The 19,552-nt window shown below is 68.4% G+C and carries 18 protein-coding genes; 11 read left to right on the top strand and 7 right to left on the bottom strand.

The window, feature by feature from the left end; genetic code table 11:
* Positions 1-115 precede the first annotated feature (115 nt).
* The gene (locus QJS31_RS32190) at positions 116-3,295 is read left to right on the top strand and encodes a carboxyl transferase domain-containing protein (RefSeq protein WP_306358496.1); all 3,180 of its coding nucleotides are present in this window, start codon (positions 116-118) and stop codon (positions 3,293-3,295) included.
* Here the strand turns inward: QJS31_RS32190 and QJS31_RS32185 are convergent.
* Positions 3,292-4,440 carry an epoxide hydrolase family protein gene (locus QJS31_RS32185; RefSeq protein WP_306358495.1) on the bottom strand — a complete coding sequence of 383 codons (1,149 nt, stop codon included), beginning with the start codon at positions 4,438-4,440 and terminating at the stop codon, positions 3,292-3,294. The genes QJS31_RS32190 and QJS31_RS32185 overlap by 4 nt on opposite strands.
* 62 nt (positions 4,441-4,502) lie before the next feature.
* On the opposite strand from QJS31_RS32185, the gene QJS31_RS32180 reads away from it, so the two are divergent.
* The 4 genes from QJS31_RS32180 (at position 4,503) to QJS31_RS32165 (ending at position 8,024) form a co-directional block, all read left to right on the top strand.
* The gene (locus tag QJS31_RS32180; RefSeq protein WP_306358494.1) at positions 4,503-5,453 is read left to right on the top strand and encodes a YafY family protein; all 951 of its coding nucleotides are present in this window, start codon (positions 4,503-4,505) and stop codon (positions 5,451-5,453) included.
* A 91-nt stretch (positions 5,454-5,544) separates the two neighbouring features.
* Positions 5,545-6,870: a cytochrome P450 gene (locus QJS31_RS32175; RefSeq protein ID WP_282777645.1), complete on the top strand. Its 1,326-nt coding sequence runs from the start codon at positions 5,545-5,547 to the stop codon at positions 6,868-6,870.
* Positions 6,871-6,966: 96 nt separating this feature from the next.
* On the top strand, positions 6,967-7,587 hold the full coding sequence (locus tag QJS31_RS32170) for a GNAT family N-acetyltransferase (RefSeq protein ID WP_282777643.1): 621 nt from the start codon (positions 6,967-6,969) through the stop codon (positions 7,585-7,587).
* Positions 7,588-7,655: 68 nt separating this feature from the next.
* On the top strand, positions 7,656-8,024 hold the full coding sequence (locus QJS31_RS32165) for a DUF4913 domain-containing protein (protein ID WP_029927470.1): 369 nt from the start codon (positions 7,656-7,658) through the stop codon (positions 8,022-8,024).
* 4 nt (positions 8,025-8,028) lie between these two features.
* On the opposite strand, the gene QJS31_RS32160 is transcribed toward QJS31_RS32165, so the two are convergent.
* The gene (locus QJS31_RS32160) at positions 8,029-8,850 is read right to left on the bottom strand and encodes an SAM-dependent methyltransferase (RefSeq protein ID WP_282777640.1); all 822 of its coding nucleotides are present in this window, start codon (positions 8,848-8,850) and stop codon (positions 8,029-8,031) included.
* 289 nt (positions 8,851-9,139) lie between these two features.
* Here QJS31_RS32160 and QJS31_RS32155 point away from each other — a divergent pair, with 289 nt between their 5' ends.
* Positions 9,140-10,564, top strand: a complete 1,425-nt coding sequence (locus tag QJS31_RS32155) for a hypothetical protein (protein ID WP_282777638.1) — start codon at positions 9,140-9,142, stop codon at positions 10,562-10,564.
* A gap of 6 nt (positions 10,565-10,570) precedes the next feature.
* Here QJS31_RS32155 and QJS31_RS32150 read toward each other — a convergent pair whose 3' ends face one another.
* Positions 10,571-10,747 carry a hypothetical protein gene (locus tag QJS31_RS32150; RefSeq protein WP_306358493.1) on the bottom strand — a complete coding sequence of 59 codons (177 nt, stop codon included), beginning with the start codon at positions 10,745-10,747 and terminating at the stop codon, positions 10,571-10,573.
* Between the two features lie 329 nt (positions 10,748-11,076).
* On the opposite strand from QJS31_RS32150, the gene QJS31_RS32145 reads away from it, so the two are divergent.
* Complete coding sequence (locus tag QJS31_RS32145) at positions 11,077-11,739, top strand: hypothetical protein (protein WP_306358492.1); 663 nt, start codon at positions 11,077-11,079, stop codon at positions 11,737-11,739.
* A complete protein-coding gene (locus QJS31_RS32140) occupies positions 11,736-12,149 on the top strand; it encodes a hypothetical protein (protein WP_282777632.1) in 414 nt (137 codons plus the stop codon). The genes QJS31_RS32145 and QJS31_RS32140 overlap by 4 nt, the downstream gene beginning before the upstream one ends.
* Before the next feature lie 126 nt (positions 12,150-12,275).
* Here the strand turns inward: QJS31_RS32140 and QJS31_RS32135 are convergent, their stop codons facing one another.
* Positions 12,276-13,406 carry a hypothetical protein gene (locus tag QJS31_RS32135; RefSeq protein ID WP_306358491.1) on the bottom strand — a complete coding sequence of 377 codons (1,131 nt, stop codon included), beginning with the start codon at positions 13,404-13,406 and terminating at the stop codon, positions 12,276-12,278.
* Between the two features lie 296 nt (positions 13,407-13,702).
* Between QJS31_RS32135 and QJS31_RS32130 the strand changes: the two genes are divergently transcribed.
* A complete protein-coding gene (locus QJS31_RS32130; protein WP_306358490.1) occupies positions 13,703-14,476 on the top strand; it encodes a class I SAM-dependent methyltransferase in 774 nt (257 codons plus the stop codon).
* A 6-nt stretch (positions 14,477-14,482) separates the two neighbouring features.
* On the opposite strand, the gene QJS31_RS32125 is transcribed toward QJS31_RS32130, so the two are convergent.
* Together QJS31_RS32125 and QJS31_RS32120 are read right to left on the bottom strand one after the other, a co-directional pair.
* Positions 14,483-15,481, bottom strand: a complete 999-nt coding sequence (locus QJS31_RS32125; RefSeq protein WP_282781075.1) for a DUF1353 domain-containing protein — start codon at positions 15,479-15,481, stop codon at positions 14,483-14,485.
* 67 nt (positions 15,482-15,548) lie between these two features.
* Positions 15,549-15,767 carry a DoxX family protein gene (locus QJS31_RS32120; RefSeq protein WP_306358489.1) on the bottom strand — a complete coding sequence of 73 codons (219 nt, stop codon included), beginning with the start codon at positions 15,765-15,767 and terminating at the stop codon, positions 15,549-15,551.
* Positions 15,768-16,102: 335 nt separating this feature from the next.
* Here QJS31_RS32120 and dinB point away from each other — a divergent pair, with 335 nt between their 5' ends.
* Positions 16,103-17,326 (top strand): DNA polymerase IV, encoded by a 1,224-nt coding sequence (gene dinB, locus QJS31_RS32115; RefSeq protein ID WP_306358488.1) that lies wholly within the window; start codon positions 16,103-16,105, stop codon positions 17,324-17,326.
* Between the two features lie 78 nt (positions 17,327-17,404).
* Positions 17,405-18,652: a lipase family protein gene (locus QJS31_RS32110; RefSeq protein WP_306358487.1), complete on the top strand. Its 1,248-nt coding sequence runs from the start codon at positions 17,405-17,407 to the stop codon at positions 18,650-18,652.
* Here QJS31_RS32110 and QJS31_RS32105 read toward each other — a convergent pair.
* A complete protein-coding gene (locus tag QJS31_RS32105) occupies positions 18,641-19,540 on the bottom strand; it encodes an SDR family NAD(P)-dependent oxidoreductase (protein WP_282781082.1) in 900 nt (299 codons plus the stop codon). The genes QJS31_RS32110 and QJS31_RS32105 overlap by 12 nt on opposite strands.
* Positions 19,541-19,552 lie beyond the last annotated feature (12 nt).

Here is a 19,552-nt window from a genome sequence, read left to right as displayed (position 1 = left end):
TACCTGGACATTTGCATCGATGGCATGTCGGCACCCGCTGTGGAAACGGCCGTCCAGTCGGTAGCTGGCCGCCGCTCGGCGTGACGCGGACGGCGGCGTCGATGAGACTGTCGGAATGCACATCGTGGTGGCGAACCGGGGAGAAGTGGCCGTTCGGGTGATGCGGACTGCGCGGGAACGCCGTGCCGCGACCCTCGCGCTGCACAGCACGGACGACCCGGACGGCCTGTGGGTGCGGCTGGCCGACGATGCCCTGGAATTGCCCGGCAACGGGGCCGCCGCCTATCTCGACATCGATGCCGTCGTGAAAGCGGCCCGCACGGCCGGATCCGGAGCCCTCGTCCACCCGGGCTACGGATTCCTCAGCGAGAGCGCCGCGTTCGCCGAATCCTGCGCGGCGGCGGACCTGGTGTTCATCGGCCCCTCCCCCGACGTGCTGCGCGTCTTCGGCGACAAGGTCGCCGCCCGCGCCGCCGCCGCGCGGGCGGGCATGCCGGTCCTGCCCGCCACCGCCGCACATGCCACCCTCGCCGAGATCGGCGCATTGCTCACCGACCATCCCGGCGGAGTCATGGTCAAGGCCGCCGCGGGCGGCGGCGGTCGCGGTATGCGCGTGGTGCGCGACCCGGGCCAGCTGGCCGAGGCGTACGAGCACTGCCGGGCCGAAGCCCGCTCCGGATTCGGGGACGACACGGTCTACGCCGAGGCGCTGGTGGACGAGGCTAGGCATATCGAGGTGCAGATCGTCGCGGACGGGCGGCGCGCGGTCGCGGTCGGCGACCGGGATTGCAGTGTGCAGCGGCGGCAGCAGAAACTCCTCGAGATCGCGCCCGCCCCGAATCTGGACGCGCCGCTGCGGACCGCACTGCACGACCACGCGGTGCGATTGGCGGAATCGGTGGCCTGCCGGGGCGTGGTCACCGTCGAGTTCCTGGTCTCGGGCGGCAACGCGTGGTTCCTCGAGGTGAATCCGCGACTCCAGGTCGAACACACCGTGACCGAGGAGGTCACCGGCCTGGACCTGGTGGCCCTCCAGCTGGATCTGGCCCAGGGGCACACGCTCGACGACCTCGGTATCGAGGCGACCCCGCCGCGCGGGCACGCGGTGCAGGCGCGGCTCAACGCCGAGATCGTCACCGCCGGGGGCGAGGTGCTGCCCAGCACCGGACAGCTGCACCGGTTCACACCCCCGATCGGCATCGGGGTGCGCGTCGATACCGCCGCCTATCCGGGTATGCGACAGGGCGCGCGATTCGATTCACTGCTGGCGAAGGTCATAGCCCGGGGACCGTCGTATCCGGCCGCGCTGCGCCGCTGCGCCGACGCACTGGCCGAGACCGTCATCGACGGCGTCGACACCACCATCGCACTACAGCGGGCGGTGCTCGAGGCGCTGGCCGACGGTGCGGTGGTGTCGACGGCGTGGTTCGAGCGGCAGGTCGGCGAACTCCTGTCCCGGGCGGTCGATATCGCGCCCGCCGGCGTCGCCGCGGCGACGCCGAGACCGGTGGCCGTGGAACCGGAGCTGGCCGATGCCGACCAGGCGCTGCGCTCCCCGCTGGGCGGCACGGTCGTCACCGTGGCCGAGGCGGGCACGCTGGTCGCGGCCGGCGCCGAGGTGGCGGTGCTGGAGGCGATGAAGATGCAGCACGTGGTGCGCGCCGAACAGCCCTTGCGGGTGCGCCGCGCCCTGGTCGCACCCGGCAGCGTGGTGGATCCCCATACGCCGCTGCTGATCTGGACCGCGGCCGACCACGACGGCGCGATCGCCGATCTCGAGGCGGCGGACCTCGACGCGGTACGGGAGGACCTCGCCGAGGTCCACGAACGCCACCGCCGCACCCGCGACGAGGCGCGCCCCGAGGCCGTGGCGAAACGGCACCGTCTCGGTCGGCGCACGGCGCGGGAGAACGTCGCCGATCTGGTCGACGCGGGCAGTTTCATCGAGTACGGAGCCCTCGCGGTCGCGGCCCAGCGGCTGCGCCGCAGCCCCGAGGACCTCATCGCCAACACCCCCGCCGATGGGCTCGTCGCCGGGGTCGCCACCGTCAACGCCGACCGCTTCGGCACCGAGGCGGCCCGCGCGGTGGTCATGTCCTACGACTACACCGTGCTGGCGGGCACCCAGGGCATGCGCAATCACGCCAAGACCGACCGCATGCTGGAACTGGCTCGGGAACAACGACTTCCGGTGGTGTTCTGGACCGAGGGCGGCGGCGGACGCCCCGGCGACACCGACTACTCGGGTATCTCCGGCCTGGACGTCACCACCTTCCGCGCCATGGGCGCGCTCTCCGGCACGGTCCCCCTCATCGGCATCGTGTCCGGTCGCTGCTTCGCCGGGAACGCCGCCCTGCTCGGCATGTGCGATGTCGTGATCGCCACCCCGGACGCCACTATCGGCATGGGCGGCCCGGCCATGATCGAGGGCGGCGGGCTGGGCGTGTACGCGCCCGAGGACATCGGCCCGGTCGAGGTGCAGCGCCGCAACGGCGTGGTGCACGTGGTGGCCGCCGACGAGGCCGAGGCGGTCGCCGTCGCCCGCCGGTACCTGGCCTACTTCCAGGGCGCGGACACCGAGTGGACCGCACCCGACCCGCGCCTGTCCCGGCATGTGGTGCCGGAGAATCGATTGCACGCCTTCGACATTCGCGCCGCCATCGACGCCGTCGCCGATATCGGCTCGGTGCTGGAGCTGCGCCGCGACTGGGGTGTCGGCGTGGTGACCGCGCTGGTGCGGGTGCAGGGCCGCCCCTTCGGGCTCATCGCCAACGACTGCCACCATCTCGGCGGTGCCATCGACGCCCCCGCCGCCGACAAGTTGAGCGCCTTCCTGCGACTCTGCGACGCGCACCGGCTGCCGATCGTCTCCCTCTGCGATACACCGGGATTCATGGTCGGACCGGAGGCCGAGACGCACGCCACGGTCACCAAGTTCAGCCGGCTGTTCATCGACGCGGCGGCGCTGACGGTGCCCTGGGGCACCGTCATCCTGCGCAAGGGCTACGGCCTGGGCGCACAGGCCATGGCGGCGGGCTCCTTCCGCGCCCCGCGCTTCATCGTCGCCTGGCCCACCGGGGAGATAGGCGGTATGGGCTTGGAGGGCGCGGTGCGGCTCGGCTTCGCCAAGGAGCTCGCCGCCATCGAGGATCCGGCCGAGCGCGCCGCCGCCTTCGACAACCTGGTGCGACTCGCCTACGCCAACGGCAAGGCGCTCACCGCCGCGACCGTGCTGGAACTCGACGACGTCATCGACCCGGCGGATACGCGGCGGTGGATCGACACCCTGCGCTAGGCCGCCGGTTCGCGCAACGCGCGGAAGAACTCCCGCAGATCGGCCGTGAGCAGGTCGGGCGCCTCCATGGCGGCGAAATGCCCACCGCGGTCGAACTCCGACCAGTGCACGACGGTGTTCTGCTTCTCGGCGAGCCCGCGAATGGTGTTCCCGCCCGGGAAGATCGCGACACCGGTCGGCACCCCGGAGTTCGTCGCCTCCCCGCCCCACTGCTGCGATTCCCGGTACAGCCGCATGGAGGACGCGGCGGTGTTGGTGAACCACAGCAGCGACAGGTTGGTCAGCAGGTGGTCACGGTCCATGGCCTCATCCGGCCGGGACTTCGTGGGGTTGGTGTAGGTCTGCACGACGTCCAGAACCCAGGCCATCATGCCCGCCGGGGAATCCGAGACCGCGGGCGCGAGGGTCTGCGGCCGGGTGGAGTGCAGCATGGCGTACGCGGAGTGATCCTGATTCGACCAGTCCTGGAGCGCGGCCAACCTCTCCTGATCCTCCGGACCGTAGTCGGAGCCGTCGTCGTCCCAGGACGGGATGGTGATCGGATCGTTGAGGTGTACGCCGACCACATGCTCGGTATCGATGCGACCCACCTGCGGGGCGATGAAGGAACCGGCATCCCCGCCCTGCGCGGCGTAGCGCGAATATCCCAGCATCGCCATGAGTTTCGCGATGAGTTCGGCCGCGCGCTCGGTGGCGGCGTCACCGGGCCGCCGCGTCGGACCCGACAGACCGCACCCGGGCAGGCTCGGGATCACCAGGTGGAAGGCGTCGCTCGCCGTGCCGCCGTGCGCACGCGGATCGGTGAGCGGGCCGATCATGTCGGTGAAATCCGCGAACGGCCAGCCGTGGATCAGGACCAGCGGCAGCGCGTCGGCCTCCTGGGAGCGAATGTGCATGAAATGCAGTCGCTGCCCGTCGATCTCGGTGACGAACTGCGGAATCTCGTTGCGGGCGGCCTCCGCGGCCCGCCAGTCGTACTCCGTACGCCAGTAGTCGGCGAGTTCGCGCACATACGAGGTCGGGATGCCGTAACTCCAGTCCACCCCCGGCAGTTCATCCGGCCAGCGGGTATGGGCGAGGCGGGCGTTCAGGTCGTCGATCTCGCGCTGCGGAATGTCGATGCGGAAGGGCTCGATGGTCGTCATGGTTCCCACGCTAGAAGCCCCTTAGGTCAGGTTCTGGCCTAAGCATGTGGCAATCTGGGGCCATGCTGGAAACCTCGGCACGACTGCTGCGACTGCTGTCGCTGCTGCAAACCCATCGCGAGTGGTCCGGTCCCGAGCTGGCCGATCGACTCGGCGTCAGCGCCCGCACCGTGCGCCGCGATGTGGACCGGCTGCGGGAACTCGGCTACCCGGTCGACGCGGTCCAGGGCACGGCCGGATACCGACTCGGCGCGGGCTCGTCCCTGCCGCCACTGCTGCTCGACGACGAGGAGGCCGTGGCGGTGGCCGTCGGGTTGCGCACCACGACCGGCGGCACCGTCTCCGGCATCGAGGAGGCCTCGCTGCGGGCGCTGGCCAAGCTGGAACAGGTGCTGCCGTCGCGGCTGCGTCACCGGCTGGCGGGATTGACGCGGTCGCTGGTGCGCGTGGAGGCCGCCGCGCCGCGCGTCGACCCCGACGTTCTCATCGCCCTCTCCGACGCCTGCGACCGGCACGAGCGACTGCGTTTCGACTACACCGATCACGCTGGGCGACAGACGATCCGCGAGGCGGAACCGCAGGCGGTGGTGAACTTCAACCGGCACTGGTACCTGGTCGCCTGGGATGTGGCGCGCGACGACTGGCGGTCCTATCGCGTGGACCGGCTGCGCCCGCGCATCCCCACCGGCCCCCGGTTCACACCCCGCGAACCACCCGACGGCGATGTGGTCGCGTACCTGTCCCAACGGCTGTCCCAGTCGTCTTGGCCGTATCAGGCCACGGTCACGCTGCACCGCGGCGCGGCCGAACTCGCCGACGAGATCTGGCCGGGCATGGGCGTCCTGGAGGCGGTCGACGACACCAGCTGTCTGCTGCACCTCGGCGCGGATTCGCCCTGGGCCCTGTCGTGGATGCTGACCTCGCTCGACACCGACTTCACCGTCACCGAACCGCCGGAACTGGTCGCCGAGATCGAGAAGCTCGCCCGCCGCTGCACCGCGGCAGTGCGCTGAATTGGCCGAACATATCTGCACGCGGCGGCCGCTCGCGCCCTACCGTGGACGAGAGGCGGTCGCCGCCGCCCGCGGCCTGAAAGGATTTCCCGTGCCCACCGCCCATCCCCCGGGTCCTCGGCTGCCGAGGATGGTTCAGACCGTGTTGTACGCGAAATGGCGCGGCTTCCTGCTCGAGCGCGCGGCTCGCCGCTACGGCGACGTGTTCAGCCTGCGCTTGGTGCCGCCCTACGCGGAGCACGTGGTGATATTCTCGCGGCCCGAGCACATTCGGGAGATCTTCGCCGCCGACCCGGCCGATCTGCATGCGGGCGAAGGCAATCGGCTGCTGGTGCACATCATGGGCGAACGTTCGGTGCTGCTCACCGACGAACAGGAGCACGCCCGCGCACGGCGACTGCTCATGCCCGCCTTCACCGGATCGGCGCTGCACGGGTATCGGGCCATGGTGGAGGCGATCGCCAAGACGCATACCGACCGGTGGACGTCCGGGACCACCCTGCCCGCCCTGGATCGCATGAACGAGCTCACCCTCGATGTGATCATGCAGGTGGTCTTCGGCATGACCGACGAGCGGCGGCGGGGCGAACTCGCACCGCGACTGCGCCGGATCGTGAACATCAACCCGATCGTGTTCTTCGGCTGGAAGTATCCGCGCCTGGCGCGCGTCGGGGTATGGCGGCGTTTCCGCGAGAACCAGCTCGCTATCGACGCCCTGCTGTTCGACGAGATCACCCGCCGCCGCGCGCACCCCGATATCGACGAGCGCGCCGATGTGCTGTCTCGACTGCTGGCGGTGGGGTCCGGCGACCATCCGGCCGATCAGCCGCTCTCGGACGCGGAACTGCGCGATCAGCTCATCACCCTGCTGCTGGCCGGGCACGAGACCACCGCGTCCGCGCTGGCCTGGGCGTTCCAGGAGCTGGCCGCGAATCCGGAGGTCCAGGACACCGCCCGGCGAGCCGCCCACGACGGTGACGACAAGTACCTGGAGGCGGTGCTCAAGGAGTCGCTGCGGCGGCGTACCGTCATCGCCGCCACCGGGCGCAGAATCACCCGCGATATGACCATCGGCGGCATCGAGCTGCCGCGGGGCACCGTCGTATCGACCTCGATACTGTTGGCGCATCAGCGGTTCGACGCCTATCCGGACGCCGCCCGTTTCCGGCCCGACCGGTTCCTGGACGGCAGCGTCGCACCGAATACCTGGCTGCCGTTCGGCGGTGGGGTGCGCCGGTGCCTCGGCGCGGGCTTCTCACTCATGGAGGGCGCCGTCGTACTGCGGGAGGTCCTCGGCCGCTTCGCCCTCGAACTGCCCGAGGACGGGTCGGTGGAGCGGACGCGCATACGCAATATCACCCATGTGCCCGCGGGCGGGGCGCGGATCACCGTGCGCGCTCCGGCCGCACCGTCGTGACGTGCGGGCCTCGGTGCGCCTCCGCTGTCGGTGAACACCCGCTCGGCGGTGGGCCCGGCAGTGGCCGGAGAGCGATCTTGGTTGTAGTTTGAGCTGATGCAGGTCACTGTTCGCCCGGCAACCGATTCGGATATCCCCGAACTCGCCCGCGTCCTGGGCATCGCCTTCCTGGACGACCCCGTCGCCACCTACTTCGTTCCCGATGCCGGCGTGCGGGCGGACCGCATGGCGCTCATGTACGCCACGCTGACGCGCACCCATTTCCTGCGCTACGGCGGTGTAGACGTGGTCGAGGACGATGCGGGAACCATTGTCGGCGCGGCGGTCTGGGCTCCGCCGGGACACTGGCACGCCTCGACCGCGGCCACCCTGCGGGCCGCACCGAACATGATCCGCGCCTTCCGCGGCCGCATCCGCCTCGCCGGGCGGATGGCCGAACGCATGGCGGACGTACACCCTCGCGAACCGCATTGGTACCTGGCCTTCATCGGCACCCTGCCCACGGCACGTGGGCGCGGATACGGTCAGGCGCTGCTGAACTCGCGCCTGGACCGCTGCGACGCCGAGAGGGTGCCCGCCTACCTCGAATCCAGCAAGGCCGACAATGTCCCCTATTACGAGCGCTTCGGATTCGTTCAGACCGCTGAGCACGATTTCACCGACGGCGGTCCGCTGGTCTGGTCGATGTGGCGGGAACCCGCTGATCAGGCGGATTGACGTCGACGTTATGGCGAACTTTCCTGCGTCACAGTGACGTTGGTCGATTCTGATGTTGAATGGACGGCATGAGTGACTGGAGTTCACCGTACGTCTACCCGTCCGTGATCGAGTTCGTCGAGAACTACCTCAGCGTGGTGTACCGGCGCGACGTGATCAACGACCCGAACCAGGCGTGGTGCGTCGAATGGTGGAAGCACGCGGAGGCGGTCGCGCGGCTGGATGTGCTGTGGCGGGCCTGGGAGCACTACCGCCTGGATTCACGCACGGGACTGAGCGTGTGGTTCCTCGATCACGCCGACCCGCAGATGGCCCGACTACTCGCGGCGAACGGACCCTTCCGGTTCTGCTCGGTGACCAACGGGCATCAGAGCATGCTCGGCCCGCTGCCGCTGGTCTCACCCCGGAAGGGACTGTTCACCGATCCGACCGCATAGGAACTCAGCGCTTGCGGGCCATCCCCGCCACGATGAGGTCCTCCCAGATACTCAAATCCTTGTGCACCGGATCGCTTCCCGGTGCGGGCGGTTCCGGCCGCCAGCGGGCGCACGGCGCCATTCCCGGCTCGAGCAGTTCGAGATCGCCGAAGAAGCTCTTGATCCTCTCCTCGTCGCGCCAGGTTCCGACCCCGAAGGCGTCCCGGATCTTGCGCTCGGTGGCGACCGCCTCCCGGGTACGTCCGGTGCGGAAATGCGAGATGTAGACGCGACTTTCGGGCGCGAGGCGCTGCGACCAGTCCCGCACCACCGCGGCCGGATCGGCCTCGTCATCGAGGAAGCTGAGCACCACGCCGAAGATGATGCCGACGGGCTCGTCGAAATCGATGAGCCGCTGCACATCGGGATGCTCCCGAATCGCCGCCGGGTCGCCGACATCGGCCTCCACCACCGCGATGTTCTCGTCGATGGCCAGCAGCGCCCGCCCGTGCGCCACCACGAACGGATCGTTGTCGACGTACACCACACGCGCATCGGGGACCTTGCGCCGCAACACATCGTGCACATTCTCGTCGGTCGGCAGTCCGCAGCCCATATCGATGACTTGCCGGATGCCGTCCGAGGCCATATCGCGGGCCGCGCGGAGGATGGCTTGACGATTCGTAATGGCCAGCATCTCCGACCCGGGGAGATCGCCCATGAAGAAATCCCCGACGTCCTTGTCCACCCCGTAGTTGTCGCGCCCACCGAGCACGTAGCTGTACACGCGCGCCACACTCGGCCGTGATTGCCGTGCCCGCATGGCGTTGATATTCAAGTCTCGCAACCCCTTTACCCTTCCGTGCACCAGCGGTCGATGATCGCACGGGCAGCTCGCCGGTAGGCGGAACCACGACAGAAGATCATTCCAGATCGCGTCCGTGTGGAGCAGTCGTTCGCATCTGACGATACAGGTGCAAGCCCGGGATTCCATCGGCATTGAAATCTTCGGGGTGAAGATTCATCGCGCAGACCGCACGAGAGCGCTGACCTGCGGTTGAATGCCCGAATGGTCTGAATAATAAGGTGCCGGTGCAAGATCGGCTACGGTGTCAGTGTTCGAAGGAGGGGCAGTCATGGTGGGGCCGCGGCCGAACCTGTGGACCCGGCTGCGCGCACTGCGGCAGGGCGAGCGGGACGCGGGGGTGTTGGAGGCGCTGCGACAGGCCGGACGCGCCGCCCATCAGGAGCAGTTGCTGGCCGATCAGATGCGCGCGGAACTGTCGGTTGCCGGACAGAGCATCTGGCAGGCAACCGCGGCGACACAGGCGCGATTGCTCGCCGCCTGGTCCGCGACGGCATGGCAGACGCTCAGTGAATCGGTACTGGATACCGTGTACGCCGTCGATCCTCGTACCGCAGGGTATGTTCCGCCGGAGACCTTCGACCAGGTCTGGCGATGGCTGAATGTGGTGGAGCAGTGGCTCGTACACGCGCGCGCCGCCACCACCGATCCGCAGTTCGACATCACCGCTGCCATCCAGGTGCCGACCTCGCTCCAGGTCGGCCCGGTGGCCCGGAATACCTCACGACCGCATCGGCACGCCATGGCCGCAGCGGTGCCCACGGCCCGGCAGCTCGCCGAAGCGGCGGTGTACACCCTCGAAATCGATACGCCCACCCAGTATGAGGCCGAACTGCGCCGCATTCGCTCACTGGCCGGGCAGGCGGCGGTGCTGTCGGACTATCTCGTCGGACTGCACCCGGCGCTCGACAACGAGGAGCTGCACCCGCTCATCGACGAGCGGGTGCGCACGGCGCTGGATATGTGGGTGACCGTCGGCCAGATCGCGGCCATGCCCGCGCTGCTGCCGCGGCTGTCCCGCCGCGCCAGGTCGACTCGCGGAAAGGAACACAATCGGCCCACCGTGCCCCTGCCACGGCCGCAGATCGTCGACGGCCGGATCCCCGGTGCGCCCGAACGCCACTACCGGCCCCCACCACTCGGTTCCGGCGAACTGCCCGAAATCGCCGTCGGCGGCGGATCCGCCGTTCTGCCCCTGCGACTGGCGTCAGGGGTCGGGCATACGGTGGGGCTGCATATCCGCGGCGACACCCGGTTCCTCGTATCGACGCGGAGCGCGGACGGGAGCGAAATAGCCGTGCTGGCGGATTCGATCGGTGACTACCGCGGAGTGCTGCCGTTGGATCTCGGCGTGGTACCGGTGGCGCTGCGGATCGACGCGGCAACCCACATCCGGTGGCGCGTGACGATCGACCGGGTGAGCGCCGCACCCGAATGGACGGGACTGATGTCCGGCGTTGGTCCGGCGGTGCTCCGGATACCCTCCCGATATCGACTCGTACACACCAGGATTCGCGTGCGGCACGCCGGATCCGACACGTTCCGGATCATCGCCCACACGGACCGGCCGGAACGGCTCGTGGACGAGGTGGGCACCTATCGCGGCAGCGTGGTCCTCCCCACCGACACGCACACGCTCCAGATCGAGGCGGATGGATCCTGGTCCATCTCACTCCCGTCTACCCTGGCGGACTGATACCGCTCAGGACAGCACCAGCAGCGTGACGGTGGCCGCGGCACCGAGGAAGAGCGAGGCCGCGACGACCGCCGCCAGCAACCGCACGCGTGTGGAGGGTCCACGGTAGAGGGGCCCCTCCTCGAGCATGTTGTGCGGTTCCAGCTCCGGATCGCGCATGAGCCGTTCGCGGTAGTCGTCCATGCGGATGAGGGTATCCGGACCGGAGAGCTAGTCGCACGGGTAAGTCATGCTCCGGCGCGTGCGCTCCGTGCTAGCAAGCTGATGCGCTGCGGCCATGCTGTCCCGGGTCACTATTGCTCGTCCTTGTCAAGACCGGCGTGCGGAAGCAACTTCCGGTACGGTTTCACCATGGCGAGCGTGAACGTGGGATCGGGTGCAGGCGATCGCGGGGTCGGGTGCCGACCGGTATCGCCGACAGCAGCGGCCTGATCCGAGTGGATGCTGACGAAACCGTTACGCCGAGGCGGATTTCGGCGTGGCTGGTGCGGAGCAGCAGCATGTGAGGACCGTTGACGGGGTCGAGGCTGCCGGAGTTCTTCAAGGGCGTAGCCGATCGATTGCGCAGCCAGCAGATACCACGCATCGCCGAGTACATCGAAAGGAGCTACGGCGGACCGTTCGGTGCGACCGGCCTTCGGACTGTCAGCCGTGGGGCAGGTGACGCCGACGCGTTGGCTGCCGAACAGGTGAAGCATCCTATCGAGGGCACAGGCCGCGCCGTTCCACCGGCACCGTCGCTGTCACCCCACGATGTCGAGAACTCCTTGACAAACCTTGCCATGTTCAGTGCCGACCGGCTCCGCGCCTTTGGTCCGGGGTCGGGTTTCAGCGGCGTCTACCACCCTGGCACCCGGAAAATGCTCGCCTACCCGAGTGGTGATACGACAAGGCTCGATATCCCAGGAGAGCCAACGAACCTGGTACCCCGGTACGGAGGTCATGTGGATGTTGAGGACAAACTTCTGCAAGCGATAAATCGTGATTACGGCGAGAGTGTCGGGTTCAGTGCGGTCTTGCGGGAGGATGGCTCTCTTGGCTGTAGGTGGACATCCAGGTCGGTGAATGGTGACAACCGTAGCTTCGACGGACCGTTTGTCCCGGAGGACTTGCGTCCGGAAATCATGAGAACTCTACATGAAATCACTGGTAGAAAGGTGGAGTCTGACGTATGACGGTGACAGAGATCAATGGTCTGCCGTTGCCGGAGACCCTGGTGGGGGCGATCGGGGAAGGCCGATGGAAGGCGCCGGACACGCGGCTCCTGAAACAGGTTTTTGGTGAGGAGCCGCAGCAGCCGAACTTCTACTCGCTCGAGTACATGCGAACCGAGAACCGACACTGGATCGATGTTGCTGCTCAGGCACCGGCCCTGCGCGGCCACCCGGACGAGTCGACCCCACCCGGAGATATCGATCCCGCCCTGTCGGTACTGATCGGAGATCTCGGCTACGACCAGCCGTTCGCATTGGACTTCCGTACCTCGAGGGTGGAACCACGCGTCATCTACGCGTCACTGCAATCTGGACGTTGGATTACTGTAGCGCCACAGATCGAGCATCTCTTGCGCCAATTAGGACTCTGAGAGAAAACCTTGCGGCGCAGGCGGCCGGCGGTAGGCGTTTGTGACCGTACTTGCGCCATACGCACGGCGAATTCACCGTGCCGACCGAGATCTGCGCGGAGATCGGGAGCCCACGCGAGATGGGTTTCATCCGACCCGATCTGCTTTCGGTGACCGAGCGGACAGAGCCGGGCCGTCGCGGCGAGCGGCCAGTAGTTCGTCGAGTTGCCGTTCGGCGCGTTCGGCTCGGGCCAGGGTTTGGGCGCGGGCGTCGTCCAGGGCGGCGAGTTTGGTGGCGGCGTCGTGCTGGGCCTTGTCGAGGGCGGCCGCGGCCTCGGTGCGGACTGCGGCGATATCGGCGGCGGCGGTGCGGCGGGATTCGGTGAACTCGGTGCGGGTGCGTTCCAGTTCGGCGCGAACCTGCCGGAGTTCGTCGCGGGTTTCGGTGAGGGCCTGATTGCGTTCGGCGACAGCGTTTTCGGCGCGCTCGATGGCGCGGTCGGCATCGGCGGCTCGCTGCACCGCGAGATCACGTTCGGCGCCCGCGGCGGTGACGCGTTGGGCGGCGTCGCGGCGCACCTGTTCGATTTCGGCGGCGGCCTTGGTGCGAGCCAGGTCGATGTCCTCGGTGGCCTGCTCGCGTATCCGCTCGATCTCCGCGGCGGTTTCGCGGCGCACCTCCCGAATCTCGGTCTCGGCGGCGGCGCGGGCGGCGAATACGTCGTCGGCGGCCTGGGTGGTGATCCGTTCGACCTCGCGCAGGGCGTCATCGCGGGCCGCGACCGCCTCCGCGATCCTGGCCTCCGCCGCTTCGGCGGCGGTCGCCGCGTCCTCGGCCGCCGATTCCGCCGCCGCCCGCGCCTCCTCGCTGTCTCGCCGCGCCTGCTCGGCCGCGGCTGCCGCCATCTCGGCCTCCGCGATTCGGTGCGCGGCGTCCGCCTGCACCGCCCTCACCTGAGCCTCCGCGACGGATGGATCGGCCAGCGTGGACATCTCCGCCACCGCCGCCGACAGCGTCGTCCCCAACTGCTCCGCGAGCCCACGGAACTGCACGAGCAATTCATCGGCCCGCATCCGCGCCACCGTCACCGGCCCCTGTTGCGTCACAGTGACATTAGTGGCCGGGGTCTCTCCCTCCGCCTGCTGCAACCGCTGCCGCTCCCGCCACGCCCGCCAGCGCGTGTGCTCGGGATGGTCACAGTACTCGGAAGGCCGTCCCGGCCCGCCGCCGCGATGGATGGGGCGGGTGCAGCCTGGATAGTTGCAGATGCTCGACACGAACAGAATCGTAGCGTTTGTTTCGTCATTTCCAACGGAACGACACGAAACGAATCCCTCAGTTCCGCAAATCAACTCACGCCGTTCTGACCTCCGATAAGTGAACCTTATCGGATGTCAGATGCTACTCACTCCCCCGATTCACCGCGCAAACAATACGTTTCCGTTTAGTTTGCACAAACGATACGAAACCCCAACGAAACTCTACGAAAACTGTGCTCGGTGGTACCCCCGTGCCAGACCTGAGCAGCATTGGCACAAGCCGGACATCGGCGGAGTCGCCGTAGCATGATCAAATGACTCAGGCGAACGAATGGGGATCCCAGCCGCCGGAACTACTGGCGAGGCGAGCGAATTCGTTCGGCGCGGCGGCGGAGTCCTACGACGAGCACCGGCCCGACTATCCGATCCACGCGGTGCGGTGGGCGCTCGAACCGGTGAGCGGACGGCCCCGGATCCTCGATATCGGCGCGGGCACAGGGAAGCTCACCGGCGTGCTCCTCGCTGCGGGCGCGCATGTGACCGCGGTCGAACCGGATGCGGAGATGCGGGCGGTGCTGGCACGCCGCTACCCCGAGGTGCCGACGATGGCGGGTGCGGCGGAATCGATTCCGCTCCAGGATGCCTCGGTCGATGCTGTGCTGGCCGGTCAGGCGTTCCACTGGTTCGACCAAGCTCGGGCATTCCCAGAGTTCGCCCGTGTGCTGCGCCCCGGTGGCGTGGTGGCGGCCTTCTGGAATTCCCCGGACACGTCGATCGAGTGGATCGCCGAATTGAATCGCATCGCGCGCTCGTCGGTGTCGACCGCCCCGGGCATGGATGACAGTCTGGTCGGCCATCCGCTGTTCCATCCTCCGAACCGGGCGGAGTTCCCCCATATGCAGCGACGTACGGCCGAAAGTCTCACCACCACGATCGGGACGCATTCACATACGCTGGTCCTCCCCCGAGCCGAGCGCGCCGACGTGCTGGACAGGATTGCGACCTATCTCGGCGGGCACCCGGAGACCGCTGGCGGCGAATTCGATTTCCCGCTGCGTACGAAGGTGATTCGCGTGGTCCTGAGGTGAACGGCCTCAGGCGTACCACCACGACAGCGCGAAGACGACCACGAGCGCCGCGACGAAGACGATGGCCAGGGCTCTGGCCAGGGGTGGGCTGAATTCCTGTAGCCGCTCGACGCCGATGTAGAGCACACCGATCAGCAGAATGGGAACGATCGCGGGGACGATCAAGGCGACCAGCGGACCGATGATCCATCCGGCCGTTCGGAACTTGCCCCAGGCGGTGCCGAGGAGCAGCGGGATCAGGATCGCGCCGGCGAAGCCGCCGATCAGGGCTGGGATCGGGCGTTCGCCGATCCACGGTACGCCCGGGATGCCGTCGATGTTCAGCAGGTCGAGGGTGGACCAGATGCCCAGCAGGACAATCGCGAGCAGGCTGCCCCACAGGGCACCGCGGTAATGCCACTTCTGCTTTCGCGACCAGTCGACCTGGCGGGCGTGGTAGATGGTCGCGGCGGTGACCGCCGACCAGACCATCCAGCGGCGGATCAGCCCGGTACCCGTCTTGCCCATGGCGTCGCGGAAGATGCGGTCGGCCTCGTCGCGGTGGATCTCGCGTTCGGCGATGTAGCTCGCTGGCTCGTTCTTGGACAGCACCAGACCGTCGTGCAGGATGGCTGCGGGCAGATGTGCGCCGGTCTTGGGGACCAACCAGGTCAGGAAGGCCGGGACCGAGGTGAGATCGGTGGTCCAGTTCTCCAGGTCGGCGGGTACCAGGATGCGACCGACACCCACCTCCGGGGCGTCGTCGTAGTAGCCGATCCGCCGCGTGAGCCGGAACTCCTCACGCCGGGTGGTGTTGTTGAACCGTCGGTCCAACACGATGGCGAGATCGGGCTCCGCGGCGAATCCCCCGACCGAATCCTCGGATTCGTTCCTCGGCTCCGGTGGCTCCACGGGCGGGACGTTGACGACGACCGCCTCGGAGTCGATGGTGCCCGCCGCCTCCTCGGCGGGTGCCTCACCGCCGTCGTAGAAGGGTCCGTCGTCCTGCTCCACCTGGAGCTTCATACTGCTCAGGGTACGTGGGTACGGTCCAGTTACCGGATCGCCCCGGTAACGGTGTGGCCTACCCGCGTCAGCCGGTGAAGGATTCGGGACCGAAGCGGCCCCACGCGACGAAGGCCGCCATGGCGAGGTAGATGAAGTTCACCGCGGCGAACTTGTACTGCCCGTAGCGTCCGTGGGTGATCATCGCGCCGATCATCAGCAGAATCCAGCACACGGCGGTCACCGGCACCAGCACCGGTGCGATATCGAGCGCGGCGGGCAGCACGAATCCGGCCGCCGCCAGCAACTCCAGGGCTCCGAGTGTCCGGACGAATCCCGTACTCGCATGAATGGTCCAGCCGCCACCGGACTTCTCCCCAGCTCATCCAGTTTCGCTTTGTTCATGAACGCCTTGGTGAGGCCGCCGAACAGCGCGAGCACGGCGAGCAACCCGGCGACGATCCAGAGGGCGAGGTTCATGTGCTTCTTCTCCTTCGGTATGCCTACCGGCGTGCCAGGTGGACAGCCGGTCGAGCATCAGACGCCGCCCGGCCCGTATCCGTGACACCCGCCCCGGAGTGACCTGTGTCATGGAGCCGCCGCGCCAAAGGGTAGAAAACAGACAGATTGGTATGCGAACATATGTTCGTGTCGAGATCCGGAACACCTGGTCCACGCCCCGAGCGGGCGTCGATTCTGCACGCGGATCTCGACTCGTTCTATGCCTCGGTCGAACAGCGGGACAACCCTCGACTGCGCGGAAAGCCGGTGATCGTCGGCCTGGGCGTGGTGCTGGCGGCGAGCTATGAGGCGAAGGCGTTCGGGGTGCGCACGCCCATGAACGGGCGGCAGGCCCGGCGGCTGTGTCCGCACGCACTGGTGGTGCCGCCGCGGATGGGCGCGTACGCCCAGGCCAGCAAGGCGGTGTTCGAGATCTTCCGGGATACCACTCCGGAGGTGGAGGGGATCTCGATCGACGAGGCGTTCCTGGATGTGGGCGGACTCCGGCGGATCGCCGGGGACCCGGTGGAAATCGCGCGGCGACTGCGCGCCCGGGTGCGCGACGAGGTGGGTTTGCCGATCTCGGTGGGGGTGGCGCGGACGAAGTTCCTGGCCAAGGTGGCCAGCGCCGTTTCCAAACCCGATGGGCTGCTGGAGGTTCCGCCGGACCAGGAACTGGAGTTCCTACACCCGCTGCCGGTGGAGCGGCTGTGGGGCGTGGGCGAGGTGACAGCCCGGGAGCTGCATGAGCGCGGCATCACCCGGGTCGGACAGTTGGCGGAGATGGGTGAGAGCGCGCTCGCGGCGGCGCTCGGCCCCGCGGCCGGACGGCATCTGTACGCGCTGTCCTGGGCGCGCGATCCGCGCCGTGTCGACACCGGTCGACGGCGGCGATCCATCGGTGCGCAGCGCGCCCTCGGCCGACGCTCGCGCGGTGACGAGGAGTTGGAGGCGTATCTGCACGGTCTGGCCGACCGACTCGGCCGCCGCCTGCGCGCCGCGCACCGCGTATGCCGAACCGTGGTGCTGCGCTTGCGGTTCGACGATTTCAGCCGGGGCACGCGCTCGCACACCCTGGCGGAGGCGACCGACAGCGGCGCGGTCGTGCTGCGGGCCGCCCGTGCCCTCCTCGCGGCCGCGTTGCCGATGATTCACGAGCGTGGCGTGACCCTCATCGGACTGTCACTGACGAATCTCGACCATGCCGAGAGTATGCAGCTGTCGCTGCCGTTCGAGCCGCGTGCGGAGTCCACGCTCGACTCGACGTTGGACGCACTGCACGACCGTTTCGGTGCGGGCGCGGTGACGCGAGCAGCGCTGCTGCGGCGTGGCGAGGGCTTCTCCGTTCCCCTGCTACCCGACTGAAACGAATGCTTGTAACTTGTGCGCGGCACGCCGGTGTGTAACAAGAAGACCGATCAGTACTTATGCCAGGATTTCGGCATGCAAGGTCGTCAGCGGGTATGCGCCCGCGTGTGGACCACCCTCGCCGCCGTGGCCGCCGTACTGGCTCCGGCGTTGCCCGCATACGCCGATCCCGGCCGCGATATCGTCGATCCGCCGCGCCGGCTCGCGTCGGTGCTGCCGACTCCGCTCGATGACCCGTTCTACACGCCGCCGCCCGGGTGGGAAGAGCTCGCACCGGGCGGACTGCTGGCGGCGCGGTCGGTCCAGCACTGGTTTCCGACCCCGGTGCGAGCGGTCGAACTGCTGCTCCGATCCACGGACGCGCGTGGCCGACCCGCACCCGTGGTCGCGACCCTGTACACGCCGACCACGGCACGGGTACGCCCCGGCCCGCGCCCGCTCATCTCCTACAACATCCCAACCAGCTCCCTCGGAAATACCTGCGCCCCTTCGTATCAGCTCAAACAGGGCATCCAGGCCGATCTCTGGTCGATCCAGCTGCTGCTCGCCGCGAACTACGCCGTGCTCGTGCCGGACCACCAGGGTCCGCGGCAGGCGTACGCCGCCGGGCATATGGGCGGACATGCCGTGCTCGACGCGGTGCGCACCGCCGTCCGGCTCGGGCTGCCCGACCTCACCCCGCAGAGCCCGATCGTGCTGTCCGGCTACTCCGGCGGCGCCATCGCCACCGGGTGGGCGGCGGAACTGGCACCCGCCTACGCACCCGAACTCGCCCTAGCCGGTGCCCTCATCGGCGGACTCCCCGCCGACTACGGCCAGCTCGTGCGCACCATGAGCGGCAATGCCGCCACGGGCGTCTTCCTCGCGGCGACACTGGGTCTCGCCCGCGAATACCCCCAGTTGCTGACACTGCTCAACGACAACGGCTGGCGGCTGGCGCACGCCCTGCGGGACGCGTGCGTCGCCGTCGAGGCGGCGCTCGGGTTCATCGCCCCCATCACCTTGGACGTGCTGACCGACCATCCCGACCCCTTCGCACTGCCCATGGTGCGAAAGGTCGTGGCGGACAACACCTTGGGCACGCTCGCACCGGAGATTCCGGTCTTGCTCTACCACGGAGTGGACGAATTCTGGATTCCGCTCGCGGGTGCGCGGGAGGTGTACGACAACTGGTGTCGGGCCGGTGCACGGGTACGGCTGGAGGTCCTGCCCGGTGAGCACTTCATGGTCGGTGCGTTCGCTGTCCCCACGCTCGCCCGGTGGGCCGACGACCTGATCGCCGGACGGCTGGTGCCCGACGGATGCTCCCGTTCAGTCGGCTAGCCCGACCAGACGGGCGCTGTCATCCCACAGTGCCGCCGCCAGATCGTCGCGACGAGCCAGTTCGGAGGGGTCCGGCCAGGTGAGCTCGCCGTGTCGCAGCGCGGCGTAGGTGCGTCCCGGCGGCGGTGTGACCGTGCCGAGCGCGAGATCCGCCAGGGCGTTCGCGGCGGCCACGCGGGTATTGAGATTGCGGTTGAACCGGCGCAGCGGAGCGCCGACCGGCGTGCCGAGGACCGACCACGCGATCCGCAGCGGCAGCGCCAGATCTCGGGCCAGCCCGGTGCCGAAGACCTGCCCCGGGTCGTAGGCGAGGGCGGTGATGTGGCGAGACCGGATGTCCGCGTGGGCATCGAGGGCGCGAACGGTGAGCACGGCGCACAGTTTCGATGCCGTGTAGGCGTGCTGGCCCGCGGTGCGGGCGTTCGGGTGGCGGCCCGGATCCCGGTCCGGGTGGGCGAGCAGTTCGGCATCGGCATGCCGGGGCAGAGCCAGGCTTGCTCCGGTCGCGGGATCGTGGGTTCCACTCGTGGTCAACACGATTCGCCCCTTCTCCGCCAGCGACGGCAGCAGGAGCCGCAGCAGCAGATAGTGGGCGAGATGATTGACGGCGAAACAGGTTTCGTAGCCGTCGGCCGTGCGTCCCGCGGCATCGGGCAGGATCGTGCCCGCGTTGAGAATCAGCACATCGATCATGTTCTCGCCCAGCGATTCCCGCACCGCCGTCGCGAAAGCCCGCACGGATTCCAGACTGGCGAGATCGAGTGCGATGGCATCGGCGGACGGGGAGCGTTCCCCCGTGATCAGCCGTATCCCCGATGAGCGCGCGAGCCGTTCCGCCGTGATCGCGCCGAAACCGGAACTGCCGCCTGTCATCACGATCGTCGTCATGTTGGCACCCTT

The organism is Nocardia sp. CC213A (genome assembly GCF_030766805.1).
Lineage (GTDB): Bacteria > Actinomycetota > Actinomycetes > Mycobacteriales > Mycobacteriaceae > Nocardia > Nocardia otitidiscaviarum.
Note: the sequence above shows the minus strand (reverse complement) of the source record. Positions and strands in the feature narration are given on the sequence as shown.